The following is a 17,116-nucleotide window of genomic DNA, read 5'->3' as shown; positions in this document are numbered from 1 at the left end:
TAGCAGCACCTGTATTGTTCACAGCCTTCAAGGAATTTCAAGAATCTCAGCAAATCACAGCATTTTTCTCTCACCAGAGACATAAAAGAGCGCTATGATGCGGTGGCTTGTGCTGACTTCTAAATTTTGTAATGTCAACTTCAAGATTATTCCTTTTTTGCGTAAAGTACGAAAATTGAGGTGAATAGTACTATATAACGGTACTTATTATGGATAAACCGGGGACAACAATAAGAGTCTCCTATATAATTTACTTCTATCAAAAACTGCTCTGGCTTACATCTAGGGTAGTTTTATATTGCACGGTAGAAGCCAGATTTACAAATGCACCTAATGGCGAACCATCTGCCTGTTCTCAGCAATCGAAAAAGCTTTTGCCCTACGTCAGTTGCGACAACGCTCTTAAACCCACACAACGCACAATGCACTAGCTTTTAAATCACTTCTGCGTTCTCACCGTCAAAACCTGTGGTGGCGTAGAATCTGGAGGATACAAAAAGTCTATCTGTACTTGTCGCTTTCCACTCGCCAACATCTTCAGTGTCACCAATGGTTCGCCCCTTTGTCCCCGACGCTGTACCAAATGCACATAGCGCGTTTTTTCTAAGCCATTATCATCTATGTAACGCACCCGCACCGTTCCCCGAAAGAATATTTGTTCTACACCTGGCTTTAAAAACAGCAGTCTATCTGTTCCCCCTTCATCCTTCACAGGAGTCTGTATTGACACAGTTATAGTCTGGGTTTTATTCGTAATATTTCTTAGAGGCAAAGTTAGATTGTACTCAACACCATAGTTACAGTGAGCAAAGTAAGCAGTATCAGGATAACGTTTTAACATTGCTGCACTTTGAATTTGTCCAGTGCTAAGAGTAATTAAATGTACAGTTCCCAAAGGATAAGAAAACGCCTTTCCTGGTGAGGGTATTGTTAACTCGGAAACATTGGAATTATCCGTAATTTGTGTTTTCCATTGCGTTCCTTGGGATACACCAGCGACGCGACTAAATACCGTTGGTTCTCTGGGAGGGTCAAGAGGTGTTGGAATGGGGTCACGCTTTCCTGCTAAATTACCTGTATTCAAAAGCTCTTGCCACTCGGCTAAAGTCGGTGAAATATTACTATTTTTGGCTAAATTTGCGATATAAACTGGATTACTACTTACCAAGCGCATCATCGTAGTACGACCGTTAGAAGAAGGAGCCTGTACCGGAATTGGTAAATTTGCTAGGATTTTAGTTTCTTTTGGTTCTATCACCAGCTTTTGGGGAAAAATCTCTTGCCGAACTCCCCGCAGTACATCATTCATTGTGCGATCGCCTGGCCCAGAGTAAACTGTACCTTGGGGGCTTTCAACCATATCAGGTAAAGCAATAAACTGTGCTTCTTTGGTAAGGTAACTAGCTGCTTGTAATACTTGCACTGTCACAGGTTCATTTCCCGGATTATGTACAATTATCCCTTGGTATACAGTGCGGCTTTGGGCTGGTGTTTCTGCCCTGACGATATGATGAGCAAATATATCAAATCTGCCTTCAAAAGGATAATTTAAATGTGCTTCATGTACTTGCTTCCCATCTGGGGGAAAAGTTGATAGTAAAATTCCTTCAGTTGTCACCAGTTCAGGACTATTACTGTTGAAGGTGGGAATAATATCAAGTTTTCCTGGCAAAGGACGTATTTCTTGGCTGTCTACTTCGACTCCAGCAATATATTGTGGGGGAACCGTGTAAATATTTAGCGCCCGACACATTAAAGCCGCAACTTCCCCTCTAGTCGCGCTTTGTAGTGGTTTTAGCTGTTTGACATTGGGATAATTGACAACAATACTATTAATCGTGGCAGATGCGATCGCATTTTGGGCATAGTTAGGTATTTGCCCCGCATCGTTAAAATATTCTTGTAATGTCTGCATTGGGTTAGGTAAAGGGCTGTAATTTTTTCCCCCAGCTACAACACCAATGATTTGGGCACGAGGAATTGGTTGGTTTGGCTGGAAAATACCACCAGGATAACCAGAAAAAAATCCTTTTTGGTAAGCGGTAGAAATTGCTTTATTCGCCCAATAATCAGCAGGTACATCTTTAAATGACATAGCTGTGCGTTTCACTGGTGAATCAGGAAAAGCATTTAGCATTAACACTGCTGCTTGGGCGCGTGTCACTGTTGTTTCTGGGCGAAAACTACCATCGGGGTAGCCTGTAATCAGTTTACGCTCTTTTAGTTGCTCGATACAATGTTTTGCCCAATAGCTTTGGGTGTCAGAAAAGGCTAGGGCGTTGGGGTTTGATAGAGTTAAGACAAAAATGGCTACTGAAGTTTTTTTCAGGAGCTTCAATAAACTGATTATCATTCACAAAAGCCGGAAAGCTAATACATCTCGTAAAAATTATATATTTATATATATGTTGCCACTTTTGTTGTGTAATTCTGTAATTTGTAGCAATTACGACTACTGTCTCCAACACAGGATCTTGTTTTAAATTTTCCCTCAGTAGTAGCTTTTCTAACACAAAAGCTCCCAAACTGAATCTCCGCGCTAGATTTCCCCCAACACACCACTGCAATAGCCCACATTAGAAGGACTTTCGGCAGTAAAAGAGAAAATCGATTGGTCTTAGGCGATGAACTGAGTTTCGCTTTTAGAACGATGTGTAGTTTTCAATCCGCAGCTACACAGAAGTTTGCTTTACCACTAGGGGATGTGCAACTATATCCTGTATTATTTTCAGATAATTTTAGAAAACTTAAACTAATGCTGGCAAAAAAGAAGAGAAGAAAGTGCCTATTTATTCTACTTACTATCAGTGTTAGCTTTTGTTTACTGGTTCTATATGCTTTGATCATTGAGCCGAATCGTTTCGTCGTCACACGTCATCAACTAAATCAACAAATCACTTCTAACAAAAATAGTTTTAAGATTGTCCAAATCAGCGATCTCCATCTCAAACAATTTAATAATCGGGCACAACGGATCGCCGAACAAGTTAATAAACTTAACCCAAACATTGTACTATTTACTGGAGATTCAATTGATCAAGTTGAACAGCTTGATGGATTTGATCGCTTTTTGTCACTTCTTGATAAGCAAACAGCTAAGTATGCAATTATGGGTAATTGGGAATACTGGGCAGGTGTCGATTTAAAACGTTTGACAAAAATCTATGCCACTTATAATTGTAGCTTATTAGTTAATCAAAGTATTTTACATAAATATGGCGAATATTCTATATTAATCACGGGATTGGATGATTTAGTCAGTAAACCCGATTTAATCAAATCACTTCAAGGTCTTCGTCCTCAACAAAACCATTTATTACTCGCCCACTCACCAGCATATCGAGACTCATTTTCAAGTGATGAGTTAGCAAAGATAACACAATACAAACCACAATATATGTTATCAGGGCATACTCATGGTGGACAATTATCATTCTTTGGCTTTGCTCCTTTACGCCCGCCTGGTAGCGGACGTTATGTCAGTGGTTGGTATCGAGATGGTGCGATTGCCCTGTACGTATCGCGTGGACTAGGAGTTTCCGTTTTACCAGTGAGAATGGGTGTAATTCCAGAGATTAGCTATTTTGAGTGGTTTTTGAACCGCTCAGTTATAACATCATCTAAGTAACAGTTAATTAGATGGTTTATTTTTTGAGAAATTTACGGTAGCTTGTCTTTAGTGAAAGTAAACACTACCTAATATCAAAATCAAATTAGTTATGCTTAGATTACGGGCTGTATGGTTCACTCCGGTAGCTGCGGCGCTTTTAAGTTTTGGACTAGGTACAAAAAAAGTAGTGGCGCAGATACAATATCCATTTTCAGCTATCTACAATTCAGAAACTACTCTTGAACCGATCGCAGGAAACATTTTAAAAATAACCAATATAGGTGAAAGTGCTAATGCACCATACGGTCTAACTAGACTTGTAAATATCAGCTATGGCAATCTCAACAATAATACAGGTGTGATTACAATTGAGCCAGATCCAGCAACGTTTGGGTTAGAAGATTTACCACTTGGTAACATTACAATTTTGGGTCAAGGAGAAGATAAACTATTTGGAACTACCAAGGGGAGTGCTACCCTTGACTTTCAAAATTTTGTGGGCACGGTTTCTAATACTATAAGTATTACTGGTGGCTCAGGTACATTCGAGGGTGCGATTGGCACACTTCTCTTGTCCGAAAATCTTACACTCAACCCAGATCCAACTGCTCCTGTAAGAGGTCTACCTCTAATCTCAGGTTCGTTTCAAACATTTCAAACAGTTCCAGAACCGAGAAATACCACGGCGATATTTAGTATTAGCTTAATTGGAGTGGGTTTTCTACTACGCCGATATAGACTTCGAGTTATTGGTTAATCAACATTAAAAGTAGCATCTGGTCTGTATCTGGTCAATTCCAGTAGTGAAATTATTCTTACATTCCTAACAGTTTGCGAAAATGCCCTGACTTGGTGTTAGTAAATTATCTGGATCGTAACGTCGCTTTGCACTTACCAGATTTCCCCAAACTGGACGGAAATGCTGCTGCCAATCATGAGGGGAGAAGGATAGGGCGTTTACAGGATATTGATAACCACCCAAATCACGATTTTGCTCAAAAAGTCTACGATTATCATTGAGCATTTTTGTAATTACAGAATCATCCGGTGGCACTGCTGTTCGCAATATGGCAAACAGAAACACAACCTTCTGGTTCGGAACCCGGAAATTAGGTAGCCCGAAGCGTTTAGTTTTAACTGGATACAGCAGAATTGGGCCCTGACCTGTGTCAGCTAGCGTTAAATTAGCAGCGACCTCACCAACAAAACTGTTAACTGCACTACCTGGTACAAACAGGTTTAACCAAGGATGAGGATTTGACCAAACACCAATCGATTTGAGAAAGGCAACTGTCGGAGCTAAACGGTTGAGAAAATCAAAATAAGTCAAATCCTCTATTTGTTCTGTACCGCGAGTATAGTTTAATCCCCGAAGCAATCGGTTATTATTAGGTACAGAAGGAGGACTGTAAAAGCTAGCCACTTCTAGCAGATAACGCCATCCACCAGCATTATTAGAAACTAATTGACCTTCTACATAGTTGAAGCGCTCATCAAAAATGATTTGGCGTTGGTCATGAGTAAAGGTAGCTAAATCGTCATAATATAACTGAAACACACGGGCATTGGTAGTGGCGGGAATTAGCTTAACAGTTGCCTGTACAATAATTCCACATTGTCCTAGCCCTGCTAGTACTGCTGTAAATAGATTGCGATTGTAGAAGGGTGAACAAGTTTCGAGATCACCAGTACCAGTAACTACCTTCAGTTCTAAAACATTGTCAACTTGCACACCATAACGGTGAGTTGCACCACCAATACCCCCCACTGATAAAGTGCCGCCTACAGAAAGTTCAATATAATCAGTGAGAACGGGCGGTGTTAATCCTGTAGCAAGCGTTTGTTGCAATAACTGACTCCATAACACTCCAGCATCAACAATTGCTCGGTCTGTACCAATGAAATGAATCTTGTTGAGCGTGCTTAAATCAATGACAATGCCTGCTTCTACTTGTGACTGACCGTAGGTAGAGTGACCCTGACCTCGTGGGGCGACTTTGAGCTTTCTCGTCCGAGCGAATTGAATAATTTGAACAATATCCTCAATTGAGCCTGGTTTAAGTACTGCTATCGGTTGACGATGGACGATGTTACCAAAATCAATACTGGCATCAGTAAGTGTCGTATTATCAGTGTAAAGTACTCCATCTAAGGAAGGTAAGCTTTCAAAAACAGATGTAGCACTGGCAGATGTTACCCACGAACGAGTAGTTAAATCAAAGCCGATAACAATTGCACTCGCAATCAAACCTTGTAAAACTGAGCGATGTGAAGTGTTTTGTCTCATAATTTTTACTTGGTACTATAATCGCGATCTAATTAAATAAATATACTGTTAGTTTTAGCATTTACTTAACTAAAGTTAAATTTCTATTCAGTGAAAGGTGTGATTTTATGGTACAGCCATAAAATAAAAATATACAATCATTCTATGAGAAATACTGTTAAATACGGATAAACCAGGGACAACATTAATTGTCTCCCATATAATTTTCTTTTATCAAAACCATTTTGTATCCACTTTTTGGCACAGGAGTACTTAATGTTTGCAAGAATAAATTAGCCTAACGTTTTAAACATTTGAAATGAGTTAATCTTATAACTAGTTGACAAGAGGAAGTTTTGAAAGAGGTTGCCAGATGATAAGATTTACGGATTATATCTAAGGCCGAGTATGGCACACGCAATCGAAGTGGGCGTAACACGGGACGATATAACCAGTAATAAGCCTTTTTTAAGTCATTCCACTTTGAACAGGCTTCAAGATGCATGAAATCTGAAATGTCTACAACTAACCCTCTACCCTGGTGCATCATGACATTACGACCGTGGACATCATGAGGGTGGAGAAAGCAACGTCGGGCATAGTCAAGAGCTTCATCGATGTCTCTTATCACCTGCTTGGGAATCGGTAAACCTAAGTGCATACAATCATACAGAGTTCTTCCATAAAGCCGTTTCAAAATTAGAAAGCTATCTTTGGCGTACCAACATTCAGAAAATGCCGGATGAGAACCTAGACGACGGTAAACTTCTACTTCCTCTTCAAAGCCTGGTCGTCCTGGGGCATAAATTTTAACTACACACTCAGGGTAATCGGGATGATAAACTACTGCGGCATAATTTCCTTTGCCAAGCAGCTGCCAAGGTTGTGGAAGATAGCTGACCTGAATCGGATTACGGGGATTGACACTTTCAATTTGTAATCTAGGCAGTAGTTCCTGATAAATGCTTTTGACCAGTTGTTCTGGAAGCAATTTGTCCATACCGGATAAGTTTCTGACACCAAAGAACAAGATAAACTACTCGATTTATCTCAACTATTACGGCAACAGTTGGAATTGAGCTTAATTTTGAAATGGCAATCCTTATATTGCGACAACAGAGCTAGCAACATGAAGCCATTGTGGAGAACTGCCATAATCTTAACTGCGATCGCTGGAGTTACCATCATCGCTATCTTGATTTTCCAAAAAACTAACCAGCCATCCATCGCATTCACAAAAGAGTAAATTTTTTGGACATTGTATTTATAAAGTTAAATGAATTTTCTAGTAATTTATTTACTAATTGCTTCAGCTAGCAAATAAGTGCATGATATTTTATATAGGCAACAAATTGATTTGAGACTCCTGCAAGTTGAGTAATACTTAACAGGGCCTGTTGAAGCTGCCTTTGATTATTCTTGAAAGTACAAGTACTGTAAATGCCTATTTCGTTGTGCTTGATATCATGTTGCTTCCAATAGAATTTAAAACCTTTCTGAAGTTTTGAGAGGAATGGCAATGATTGAGAAATTATGGCTATATCCACCTTTAGCGATCGCTCGCCTGGGAACATCTACTACTCCTTGCGATAATTTTACCTGGAGTGCAGATGACCTACGACCGCGCGGCACTGGCAAAACCACAATTAAACCTGCCCAAACTCTCCGTGTAGCAGCAGATGGTACGGTGACAGCTAGCGTACCTACAGAAATTTATTTTAAAGACGCACAAGGATTTAAACCTGTCTGTCCTTTCTTTGAACTACACGGACAATGGAGAACAGAAACAGGGTTACAAGAAGGAGCAATTACCCCTGAAGTTTTGGCAAAATTTGGACTGACAACCAAGGATTTGCAATGGAAAGTAGAAGTCGCCAATCTTAAACCCTTTCACTACACTTTGGCGAATAGCGATCGCGTTGTTGCGACAGTTGAGCTTATAGGTGATGTGACAACCAAACAAGCTTTAGGTGGCATTTCTCCAACTGATGGCTCACCACTAGCAACTGCTGCTAATCCTGTGCCATTAGGCAGTATGCAACTTACCCTTCCCAATGATGACTTTCCTGAAATTCGCTTGCGTTTTACCCCAGCTATCGGGGCTGTTTATGGCCCAACTAATCTACAACAACGATTAGATGCACTCAAACAGCGCGTTAGCAATTCCGACTGGCGAAACTTCCAACTTCCTCCAGAACGTTTGATTTTAAATCCCGAATCAGTTTGGTGTCAGTTTTCTTTGGGCGACGATCCTCGCACTAATCCAGGTGGGTTATTTGCCACAGAAGACGACACGGGAATTAGTCTTGGTTTAGTAGATGATGTTTGTGATGGGATTATTACTTGCTCTGTTCAAGGGTTAAAAGCTATTGGTCGCATAGTCGTCGCCCCGCCAGATTATGCACCTGATCGCCGTCCTGTTACCTCGCTAGCAGATGGATTGAGCGATCGCGTTTCTCGGCAAAGGGTGTCTGAACTAGACTATGTTGCAGACATGAATCTCACCACCGCAGAAGTTGGGGATCTGCTGGAACGAGTTTTAGAAACGATGGAGGGAATGAATTTAGACTTTCAAAACGACCGGATTCGGAGTGAAAACCGTAACATTGCTTTAGCCCAAGGATTATCGGAAAATGCAGCAGAAGCTAAAGCCTTTTCTCAAATAGAACAAATTCTCGGACGACCCTTACCCCTAACAGAATTTGGTCGTCAGCGACATCGACGTTTTGTCTCCCTAGAAGTATTTGAAGATAGATTGCGGGAAAATCCCGAACTCATCGCTCAGTGGATTCGTGAACCAATGATTGGCGATCGCTATTATGACCGCAAAATGCCAGCACTGATGCGCGGTTCTGATCGATATCCTATGCACATAACTCGACGGCAATATGACTTATTAGTAGCATGGGCAAATCGTTTGCGTCGAGATGCGGAGGCAGGATCATGAAACATCCTGACACAGAACTACGCTTATTCAAAAGTGTCATCGGCTCTCATTTATTCGTCGTAGATGGCAGTCGGATTTACGACTTGGCTCCAGAGGTTGCTAATCGTCTGCAACAATCTTGGTCAGAAGACTTATTTCCCTTAAATTCATCCTCTCGATACATCGACGGTCAACCGCTTACCCCTCCTCCCCTGGCTTCAATTTCTCTGAATGTGGCTCAGGCGTGCAATATGTCCTGTAGTTACTGCTATGCAGATACAGGTAAGTTCGGCGGCCACTCCCGCCTCATGAGTCTGGATGTCGCTAAGGCAACAGTTGATCGCCTAATTGCCGAATCAGACCCAACGGTAGGATTAGTTGTCGGTTATATGGGGGGAGAGCCTTTGCTTAACCGTAGTGTAGTCCACGAAACTACTCGCTATGCGGCTCAAGCGGCTCAAGCGGCTAATCGTCAGATGCGTTTTTCCATTACTACTAATGGGACATTACTGCAAAAGGAAGATGCTGAACTATTTGCCCAGTTTCCCTTTACTGTAGCCATCAGTGTAGACGGGAATCGTGAACAAAACGATGCCATTCGAGCCATGAATAATGGTTTTAGTAGTTACGAGCATTTACAAAAAGGATTAGCATTACTGAATCGCTACGGCAGACCGCAACATCTAGCAGCCCGCATTACAGTTACTCCGAAAACAGGAGAACTATTACCAATTCTGGATCATGTTATTAGTTTAGGTTTTGATGAAGTTGGTTTTGCTGTTGTCTTAGTCTCGCCCGATCCGAGCCTTGCTTTTGCACCCGAAGACTTTACTATCTTATTGCAACAAGCGATCGCTTGCGGACAAAAAGCTTTACAACAAATCAAAGCTGGTAGTTCCTATCCTTTTAGTAATTTAGAAATTGCATTACAAGAAATTCATCGCGGTAGCCATCGGCCCTATCCTTGTGGTGCGGGTGCAGCCTATTTAAGTACAAATGCAGAAGGTAAATTATTTGCTTGTCATCGTTTAATTGACGATCCTCAGTTTGCTATGGGTAGCATTTGGGAGGGTTCAGATATGCAAGCGCGGGCAGATCATTTAACTCGCAATCATGTAGATTATATCGAGCCTTGTAAAGGATGCTGGGCTAGATATTTGTGTGGCGGTGGTTGTTATCATGAAGTCTCTCGCCGAGGGCGGATTGGCTGTGACTATATTCGAGGATGGTTAGATTTTTGTTTGAGTGCTTATGTTGAACTATCTACCATTTGTCCTAAATATTTTAATCAACAAATAAACCTGGCTAAACACAGTTATGGAGGTTTCTATGAGTGATGGTACTGCTCAAGATCCGATTGAATGGAAAATTTTTCCTCGCAATTTGACTGCACGGGCTGATTATTTGGTAGGCGGTAATCCCAGCAATACCAGACTTGAAAGTGGTGTTGATAACTGTTATCCAGGGCTAGAATTCGATCAGCGCAATCTCGATAAAGCTTTTTTCCCTGGTTTGATTTTTGAGTTTCATCGTTCTGATGGGGCAATTTTACATCAAATATTAGCCAATGGTGCGCCAGCCCAACAGGGATTAACCGATGCTGACAATAATCCGCCTCTCTATCTATGGGCATTAGTGGGTAGATATTCTAATAGTCAAAGCGAAGCAGATCCACCCGTATTCTTTTTCAATGGGTTAGATGGATTGGAAGTTTGGCGGCGCGTCCATGATTTAATTCCCGGACGAATTGCGATCGCCCTTGGCCCTTCACCAGGCAGTATACTAACACCTAGCTTGGGTTTGAGCCGGCAATTAGATCAGATTTATGATTCGGGAGAAAGTTTACTCCAGCGTGATGATAATGGTAGGCTTCAGATTGCTGTGTTAGTGGGTCAACGCGCTGAATATTTAGATGAAAACGGCGTAATTGACGTAGATGTTTATCAACCTGGCGATCTGACTCGCAGTCTTTGTTCGCCCTGGCAATATGATTTCCGCGATTGTGGTTGCTTTTATTGGGCTGCAAGTAAGCCTGATATAGTTACCAGTGGAGATGGACAACAACCCTATTTAAATTTTCAACGCAGAAATCGCAATATCACACCGCAGCCATCAGAAGTCTTGGCACAATGGGAACGAGAACAAGAATTAGATTATGTTGAACTCATTGAAGGAGCTTGGAATCAACTCCCAGTTGTTTTAAACGATCGCGAAAGCGAACAGTTTATCCCACCGCCTGGGCCACCTATAACTCAGTTGATGACTAAGCAACAAGTTATCGATGAGTTGCGCTATTTAACTACAGTTGAACACGCTTTATGTGTTGAGTATCTCTATGCTCACTATTCGGTAAACGCACCCATCCGTTTGCCTGATTCAGGTGTAGACGAACAAACGCGCCGAATTTTTGCCGCAGCTAATGAAGTATTTATGATTGCAGTTGATGAAATGCGTCACCTTCGCTGGGTAAATGAGGCGCTCGATCTGATGCAACAACCTCCTTCTCTAGGACGAGCGCAATTGATTGGACGAACTTTTAACCGACGTTTTGAGCTTGAGAGGCTCACACCAGAACAACTGCAATGGTTTATTGATGTGGAAAAACCTAGTCAGTCAGCTGGACAAGGACTTGATGGGATGTATGTTCGCTTACTGACTAGTATTGATCGCCAACCAGAACAATTTCCCGAACGAGAACGGTTACTACCTTTGATTAAGCTGATTATTGATGAAGGAGAAAATCATTACAAGCGATTTTTATCTGTTCAGCAGCATTTAGCGGGAATTTCCCCTGATTCCTATCTTCGACCTTTAAAAAATCCTCAATCAGGAACGCAATTAGCTAGTTTACAAAAACTAAGCGATCAAAATTATAGTGTTTTGTTAGGGGCGCTTCAGGTGAGTTTTGCCTTGGGCGATCGCGCTGGAGGAATGGTGCTGGAACAATCGCGCCGTGCTATGTTTAACCTGCACGAAACCAATCACTATATGGCGAGTAAAGGTGTAAAAGCTAGATTTAAGCTACCTACAACAATTACAACTACCATGACTCGTGCGGATGTTAGTGATCGCATGAATACTCTTTTTACAGAAACCGCAGCTGTTATTACAGAGGTAAAAGAGACTAGCGATTTCACAGAACACGATTTAGCAGAACGTCAACAGCGTATCAATGAAGAACTATTTCAACGCATACATCAATTGATTGCAGAAGATGCAGATTAGTAATGCAAAAAGTTCTAATTATTGGTAATGGTATTGCTGGGTTATCCTGCGCTCGTTTGCTAGCAAATCGTGGCTGGGAAATAGAAATATGGGGGAAACATGAATTTTTTTCCCCAACTCTAATTCTTAATGAGATAACCTGCAATCTTCTGCAAGATATTTGGCAACTAAATCCTAGTTTTTGGAATAGTTTGCATCTTCTCCAAGAGCGTAAAGTATCCTGGGGAAACGATGGCACCGTTTTAAGTATAGCTGAACCAAGTGCCGTTATTAATGGTAACTCATTAAGAGACCGACTTTGGGAACATTTATTAGACAAACATCAAAATCAAGTTCAATTTCAGGAAGTAACAGTCAGTATAGATAATTTACTTGAGCGCCAAAGTGAATTTACTTGGATTATTGACGCGGGTGGCCGTCAATCTGCGGTCGCCCAAAAATTAGGAGCAGGCCATCGTCATAGTTTTGGAAATCGATGCATACTTTCTCAAGAAGTTAGGCTGGCTAACTTGGTTGAAGAAGATATTTACTGGATTGAAACTGTATCAGAAGGTTGGTTATTTTTGGCTCCATTAGGTGATAACAGAGCAATACTTCAAAGTATGGTTCCTCTACTTTCAGGAGAACCCGCATCAATTTTGATAAACTTACTTAAACAAACCCGCTATATTCAAGACTGTATTTTCCAATTCTCAGGAACGTTAGCGATTTTTGCGGCTTTTCCCCAAATTTTACAGCCTTTTTGTGGAGAACGATGGCTTGCCGTAGGAGATGCTTCTTTCTCTGTAGATCCCATTAGCGGCGATGGCACAGGGTACGCTATTAGAGGTGCAATCTTAGCAGCGAGTATCATAGATGCTGTTGCTTCTGGTTTAAGCAGTAGTGACTGTCTGGAACACTACTCCCTGAGATTACAAAAAGCTTTTGACGCTCATATTCAACAATGTTTCCAATATTATTTAAAGGGATTTACATCATCATTTTGGCAATGGGAGATTGAGAGAATGCGGAAAGCACAAGAACTCTTGCAACAAACTAAAAATAAAGATTTTACTTATACATTAAAGGGTTTTCAATTCGTAAAATCAGAAAATATATAATTTACTTCTATCAAAAACTGCTCTAGCTTCCGTCTAGGGCAGTTTTTGATTGCACGGTAGAAACCAGATTCACAACTGCATCTAATGGTGAAGCATATAACAGTATAGAACTTACGCACTTAAATTGATATTGAAACTAAGAATGAAAAATAAGACAACGCCCCATGCTCAATTACAAAATTTCCAAAAAATGGTTAATTTTGGTGACACTAGCTTTGATATCTGCCTTGTTGCTGGTGATCGCTTCTTCTGCCTCAAGTATTTATTTATATGGCAGCAGTACTAATAATATCAAGGCAGATGCAGCAATTGTTTTAGGAGCGGCAGTTTGGGGAGAAGAAGCATCTCCTGTTTTCAGAGAGCGAATTAACCACGCCATCAACTTATATAAAAATGGATCTGTTAAAACAATCATTTTTACTGGCGGAGTTGGCAAGAGTAATGAACCACCTGAAGCTATAGTTGGAAAAAATTATGCACTCGCGCAACAGGTAAAAGCTGCTGATATTCTCACTGAAACTCAATCTCGTACAACTCACCAGAACCTCACAAATGCTTTGGAAGTAGCGAAAGTTCACCAATTAAACAAGTTTCTTATTGTTAGCGATCCATTGCACATGAAACGAGCAGTATTGATGGCGCGAAATTTAGGAATGGATGCACATTCGTCTCCCACACCGACTACCCGCTATCGCAGTTTTTACAGTCAAATGGAGTTTTTGAGCCGAGAAACTTATTTTTACTTTGTCTACTTAGTGTTTAAAATCTAGCTTTAGCAGACTGCAACTAAAAATTGCCTAGTTGAGCGATGACACAAAGTACCCGCTAGAAGCGATCGCAACAACAAAAGCAAGTTTTAGTGAGCGCTCACGCCTGAAATCGCTAAATTTTAGCTGACTTTCCTCTCGGCAAACAGTGACAACTGTCCCGAGAAATATTCCCGGTTAAAATTGTGGTTTCTTATATTGCAATAACAGAGCTAGCAACATGAAGCCATCGTGGATAACTGGCATAATTTTAACTGCGATCGCTGGAGCTACCATCAGCGCTATCTTGATTTTCCAAAGCACTAAACAGCCATCCATCGCGCTTACCGAAGAATGGATAGCTACTCAAGTGGCAGATGGGGACAGCATTACAGTCCGCCAAACCGATGGCAGCCAAATGTCAGTTGAGCTTTGTGGAATTGATGCCCCGGAAGTGAAACAAGATGAAGTGCCAGCACAAGCATTGAGCAATGAAGCAAAAGATAAACTACTCAAGCTCATTGCTGCTGCCGATAATCAACTGATGATCGTTCCAGTCGCAAAAGACAGCGATGGGCGTACTGTTGCTGAAGTGATGGCTCACGGACAGGGCGATACTGAGATTAGTTTTCAGGAAGAACTGCTTAAAAGCGGCTTGGCTAAAACGCGGCTTGGTGAAGTGGAATGCCCTAATCAAATAGCTTTCGAGAATGCCCAGAGAATAGTGATCGCTTCTAAAGCTGGAGTGTGGAGTCAAGACAAACGAAACTAGCCTTGAAGCTAAAACCAGCACTCTAGTTAAAATTTGTCGCAGATTTCAAGCAGGCGCAGATCCACCAAGCGCATGGATGTAAGCATCAGCAGTTTCTATGCCAAAACCACCAGCTTGAGCATGACGAAGTAGCGATTGTACTATCGGCATCGCAATACTCATGCCAAATAAGGCATTGAAACCTGCAATAACGACTGGTGCTGACAACACAACTGTAAATTCTGGAAATAACACTAATACAGCCACTAAGATCAGAAAAACAATTGGTGTCGCAATACCTGCTGCTTTTGCGGCTTCCAAAACTAAGTTTTTATACTCTTCTACAGTAATGTCGCCGCGATAAAGATCCATAGCCAGTAGGTCATGTTGGTAAGTTAATTAATTTGCTAGATCATAAAATCGGCCCAGGCGAAATCTTTTGGAACGACTCATGGGATGGATATCCGCTTGCACGTAATCGTGTTTTAAGTCACATCGCCAGCCGCCGGATTTCTAACCCATTGATGATTACTGGGGATTGGCACTCTACATTTGTTAATGACCTGAAGCTGGACTTTAAGGCTTCTAACTCTCCAACTCTCCAACAGTGGCTACAGAGTTTGTGACTCCTTCGATTACTAGTAATGGTGATGCAAATGTCTACGGCCTTTATTATGCCCCGAAGATTCCAGAAAACCCACAAATTAAGTTCTTTGATGGCGATCGCCGAGGCTATTTCCGAGTTAACCTTAATTACAAACGTTAGCAGACTGACCTGCATATTGTTACCACTGTAAGCCGTCCAGATGCCCCTGTATACACTTTTGCTTCGTTTGTTGTTGAGAACGATCGGCCAGGTGCGATTCGTGTATAGGAAGCAAAAGGCTTTCACTGCCTCATTAAAGCAGTTGATTCGCTAAGGCTAAACTTTTGTGTTTGAAGGACAATGCTCTTTGCTCATCTCGCCTTTGCCAAATTGCGATCGATATCTCATTCAAGCAATTAGCTGAAATGCTGAACTTGAGATAGTCGCAATGGAGAAACTAGTAGTCTACCAAGCCAACTTTGCTAGGTTAAATCCGGGTATAAACGCTGCATTTTTCGACGAGCATCTTTGGTTTGGAAACCCCAATAGACACTGGCTTTTTGTTGATTACGTTGTTTCTCCCAAGCGGCAATCTCAGAAGTTAATATTTCTGCATTAGGAATACGCCGTTCTAGACATTGGCGAGATAAAACAGATAATTCAATTTCTACTTGATTCAGCCAAGAAGCGTGTTTAGGAGTATAGTGAAACTCTAATTTTTGAATAATTCTACGTGCTTCTTGTGGTGTGAAAGCCTCATATAACGTACTTGGAGTATGAATATTTAGATTATCAACTACTAAACGGATTACCTCAGCATCGCGGTAATGAACATCTACCAACTCTTTCAATTGTTTAGCAAAGTCAACTTTGGTACGACGTTGTGTAACTTCAATATGCCTCCATCCAGCTAAAGGTTCAAAAAGAGCAAATAAATTTACAACACCATTGCGTTTATACTCATAATCATAACGTTCAAGCTGATCTGGTTCTGGTGGCAAAGGAAGTCTTACTTCTTCTACTAATTGATATGGGCGTTCATCTAGACAGACTGTAGGTTTTTTCGGATTATATGGCTCATTGTATAAATCCAAAACATCCTCCATTCTGAATACATACTCTGCATTAACTTCGGGAATACACCACTGTTCTTTTAACCACGGTTTAATTTCGTTTTTTTTAGAGTTTGACGTATTGTTTCGTCGGAAATTGAATCTATTATCCCAAGGTTTACTAAGTGATCCGCTAATAATTGCATTGTCCAACGCACTCTTCCTTCTGGTGGATTAGAACAAGCCGTTGCAATCAAAAATGCTTCTTGTTTTTCATCTAATTTTGTAGGTTTTGGTGGATGAGATTCATCCTTTAAAGCAAAATCTAACCCACCAATGACAAATTTTTCTCGTATCCGTTGTACTGTGGCAGTATGCGCTCTAACTGTGTCAGCGATCGCTTGATCAGTTTCTCCTTCAGAAGCCATCAGAAGAATGTTTGCACGGGTTATAGTTCTTGCTTTGTGCTTACCTTTCTTAATTATTGCTTGTAGCTGAGAAACTTCATCTTCATTCAAGTCAACGATGTACTTCTTTGCCATATTATTCCCTGTTTTTGGCTATTTTAGCAATTACAGGTATTACTTAGCAAACTTTGCTTGGCAGACTACTAGGTCAGGTTGAAGAAGGCAGAAGGTTCAATGTTTTGTAGGGGATTCAAACCCAGCCCTTTCAATGCGAACAAATGAACTACTAAAGTGAAGACTGAAACCCGCTCCCCATATAGGTTATTAATGATGAATTCAAGGTATCCTGGGCAATACAGCACTTCCGGCTGTTATGAGGTACAGTAGCAGCAATTAGCAAACCAGTTTCTTAAATGTTGAGGATTTATTAAGTCGAGTGCAACTGAT

At 41.1% G+C, this 17,116-nt stretch carries 15 protein-coding genes; 10 read left to right on the top strand and 5 right to left on the bottom strand.

Going from position 1 to position 17,116, the window contains the following annotated elements; genetic code table 11:
• Positions 1-439: 439 nt before the first annotated feature.
• Entirely contained in the window at positions 440-2,353 is a 1,914-nt protein-coding gene (locus V7K69_RS10990) for a DUF3370 family protein (RefSeq protein ID WP_335034148.1), read from the bottom strand.
• A gap of 258 nt (positions 2,354-2,611) precedes the next feature.
• Between V7K69_RS10990 and V7K69_RS10985 the strand changes: the two genes are divergently transcribed.
• Complete coding sequence (locus tag V7K69_RS10985) at positions 2,612-3,628, top strand: metallophosphoesterase (RefSeq protein WP_335034146.1); 1,017 nt, start codon at positions 2,612-2,614, stop codon at positions 3,626-3,628.
• A gap of 91 nt (positions 3,629-3,719) precedes the next feature.
• Positions 3,720-4,367: a hypothetical protein gene (locus V7K69_RS10980; protein WP_335034143.1), complete on the top strand. Its 648-nt coding sequence runs from the start codon at positions 3,720-3,722 to the stop codon at positions 4,365-4,367.
• A gap of 66 nt (positions 4,368-4,433) precedes the next feature.
• On the opposite strand, the gene V7K69_RS10975 is transcribed toward V7K69_RS10980, so the two are convergent.
• Both V7K69_RS10975 and V7K69_RS10970 read right to left on the bottom strand, forming a co-directional pair.
• A complete protein-coding gene (locus V7K69_RS10975) occupies positions 4,434-5,897 on the bottom strand; it encodes an FAD-binding protein (RefSeq protein ID WP_335034140.1) in 1,464 nt (487 codons plus the stop codon).
• Between the two features lie 277 nt (positions 5,898-6,174).
• Positions 6,175-6,876, bottom strand: a complete 702-nt coding sequence (locus V7K69_RS10970) for a serine/threonine protein kinase (RefSeq protein ID WP_335034138.1) — start codon at positions 6,874-6,876, stop codon at positions 6,175-6,177.
• A gap of 519 nt (positions 6,877-7,395) precedes the next feature.
• Here V7K69_RS10970 and V7K69_RS10965 point away from each other — a divergent pair.
• From V7K69_RS10965 to V7K69_RS10940, 6 genes are all read left to right on the top strand, one after another.
• On the top strand, positions 7,396-8,823 hold the full coding sequence (locus tag V7K69_RS10965) for a hypothetical protein (RefSeq protein WP_335034136.1): 1,428 nt from the start codon (positions 7,396-7,398) through the stop codon (positions 8,821-8,823).
• Positions 8,820-10,139, top strand: a complete 1,320-nt coding sequence (locus V7K69_RS10960) for a radical SAM/SPASM domain-containing protein (protein WP_335034134.1) — start codon at positions 8,820-8,822, stop codon at positions 10,137-10,139. The genes V7K69_RS10965 and V7K69_RS10960 overlap by 4 nt, the downstream gene beginning before the upstream one ends.
• Positions 10,132-12,027 carry a ferritin-like domain-containing protein gene (locus V7K69_RS10955; protein ID WP_335034130.1) on the top strand — a complete coding sequence of 632 codons (1,896 nt, stop codon included), beginning with the start codon at positions 10,132-10,134 and terminating at the stop codon, positions 12,025-12,027. Before V7K69_RS10960 ends, V7K69_RS10955 begins: the two co-directional genes overlap by 8 nt.
• Positions 12,028-12,029: 2 nt before the next feature.
• The gene (locus V7K69_RS10950; protein ID WP_335034128.1) at positions 12,030-13,127 is read left to right on the top strand and encodes an NAD(P)/FAD-dependent oxidoreductase; all 1,098 of its coding nucleotides are present in this window, start codon (positions 12,030-12,032) and stop codon (positions 13,125-13,127) included.
• 164 nt (positions 13,128-13,291) lie between these two features.
• Positions 13,292-13,897 carry a YdcF family protein gene (locus V7K69_RS10945; RefSeq protein WP_335034125.1) on the top strand — a complete coding sequence of 202 codons (606 nt, stop codon included), beginning with the start codon at positions 13,292-13,294 and terminating at the stop codon, positions 13,895-13,897.
• A 217-nt stretch (positions 13,898-14,114) separates the two neighbouring features.
• A complete protein-coding gene (locus V7K69_RS10940; RefSeq protein ID WP_335034123.1) occupies positions 14,115-14,645 on the top strand; it encodes a thermonuclease family protein in 531 nt (176 codons plus the stop codon).
• A gap of 45 nt (positions 14,646-14,690) precedes the next feature.
• Here the strand turns inward: V7K69_RS10940 and V7K69_RS10935 are convergent, their stop codons facing one another.
• On the bottom strand, positions 14,691-14,996 hold the full coding sequence (locus tag V7K69_RS10935) for a hypothetical protein (protein WP_335034121.1): 306 nt from the start codon (positions 14,994-14,996) through the stop codon (positions 14,691-14,693).
• Positions 14,997-15,028: 32 nt separating this feature from the next.
• Between V7K69_RS10935 and V7K69_RS10930 the strand changes: the two genes are divergently transcribed.
• Both V7K69_RS10930 and V7K69_RS10925 read left to right on the top strand, forming a co-directional pair.
• A complete protein-coding gene (locus V7K69_RS10930) occupies positions 15,029-15,250 on the top strand; it encodes an alkaline phosphatase D family protein (protein ID WP_335034119.1) in 222 nt (73 codons plus the stop codon).
• Positions 15,247-15,390 carry a hypothetical protein gene (locus V7K69_RS10925; RefSeq protein WP_335034116.1) on the top strand — a complete coding sequence of 48 codons (144 nt, stop codon included), beginning with the start codon at positions 15,247-15,249 and terminating at the stop codon, positions 15,388-15,390. The genes V7K69_RS10930 and V7K69_RS10925 overlap by 4 nt, the downstream gene beginning before the upstream one ends.
• Positions 15,391-15,692: 302 nt before the next feature.
• Here the strand turns inward: V7K69_RS10925 and V7K69_RS10920 are convergent.
• Positions 15,693-16,804, bottom strand: a protein-coding gene (locus V7K69_RS10920; RefSeq protein ID WP_442936133.1) for an IS630 family transposase whose coding sequence is annotated in 2 segments (ribosomal slippage) — positions 15,693-16,384 and positions 16,384-16,804 — 1,113 coding nt in all. Because the reading frame shifts where the segments join, the coding sequence is not laid out codon by codon here.
• Positions 16,805-17,116: the final 312 nt, after the last annotated feature.

It is taken from the genome of Nostoc sp., from assembly GCF_036917775.1.
GTDB lineage: Bacteria > Cyanobacteriota > Cyanobacteriia > Cyanobacteriales > Nostocaceae > Nostoc.
Note: the sequence above shows the minus strand (reverse complement) of the source record. Positions and strands in the feature narration are given on the sequence as shown.

Bases quoted from the DNA above. Each gene is read 5' to 3' on its own strand.
- V7K69_RS10950 (WP_335034128.1), top strand. From the start codon at position 12,030: ATGCAAAAAGTTCTAATTATTGGTAATGGTATTGCTGGGTTATCCTGC.
- V7K69_RS10960 (WP_335034134.1), top strand. From the start codon at position 8,820: ATGAAACATCCTGACACAGAACTACGCTTATTCAAAAGTGTCATCGGC.
- V7K69_RS10980 (WP_335034143.1), top strand. From the start codon at position 3,720: ATGCTTAGATTACGGGCTGTATGGTTCACTCCGGTAGCTGCGGCGCTT.
- V7K69_RS10940 (WP_335034123.1), top strand. From the start codon at position 14,115: ATGAAGCCATCGTGGATAACTGGCATAATTTTAACTGCGATCGCTGGA.
- V7K69_RS10970 (WP_335034138.1), bottom strand. From the start codon at position 6,876: ATGGACAAATTGCTTCCAGAACAACTGGTCAAAAGCATTTATCAGGAA.
- V7K69_RS10990 (WP_335034148.1), bottom strand. From the start codon at position 2,353: ATGATAATCAGTTTATTGAAGCTCCTGAAAAAAACTTCAGTAGCCATT.
- V7K69_RS10975 (WP_335034140.1), bottom strand. From the start codon at position 5,897: ATGAGACAAAACACTTCACATCGCTCAGTTTTACAAGGTTTGATTGCG.
- V7K69_RS10965 (WP_335034136.1), top strand. From the start codon at position 7,396: ATGATTGAGAAATTATGGCTATATCCACCTTTAGCGATCGCTCGCCTG.
- V7K69_RS10945 (WP_335034125.1), top strand. From the start codon at position 13,292: ATGCTCAATTACAAAATTTCCAAAAAATGGTTAATTTTGGTGACACTA.
- V7K69_RS10955 (WP_335034130.1), top strand. From the start codon at position 10,132: ATGAGTGATGGTACTGCTCAAGATCCGATTGAATGGAAAATTTTTCCT.
- V7K69_RS10935 (WP_335034121.1), bottom strand. From the start codon at position 14,996: ATGGATCTTTATCGCGGCGACATTACTGTAGAAGAGTATAAAAACTTA.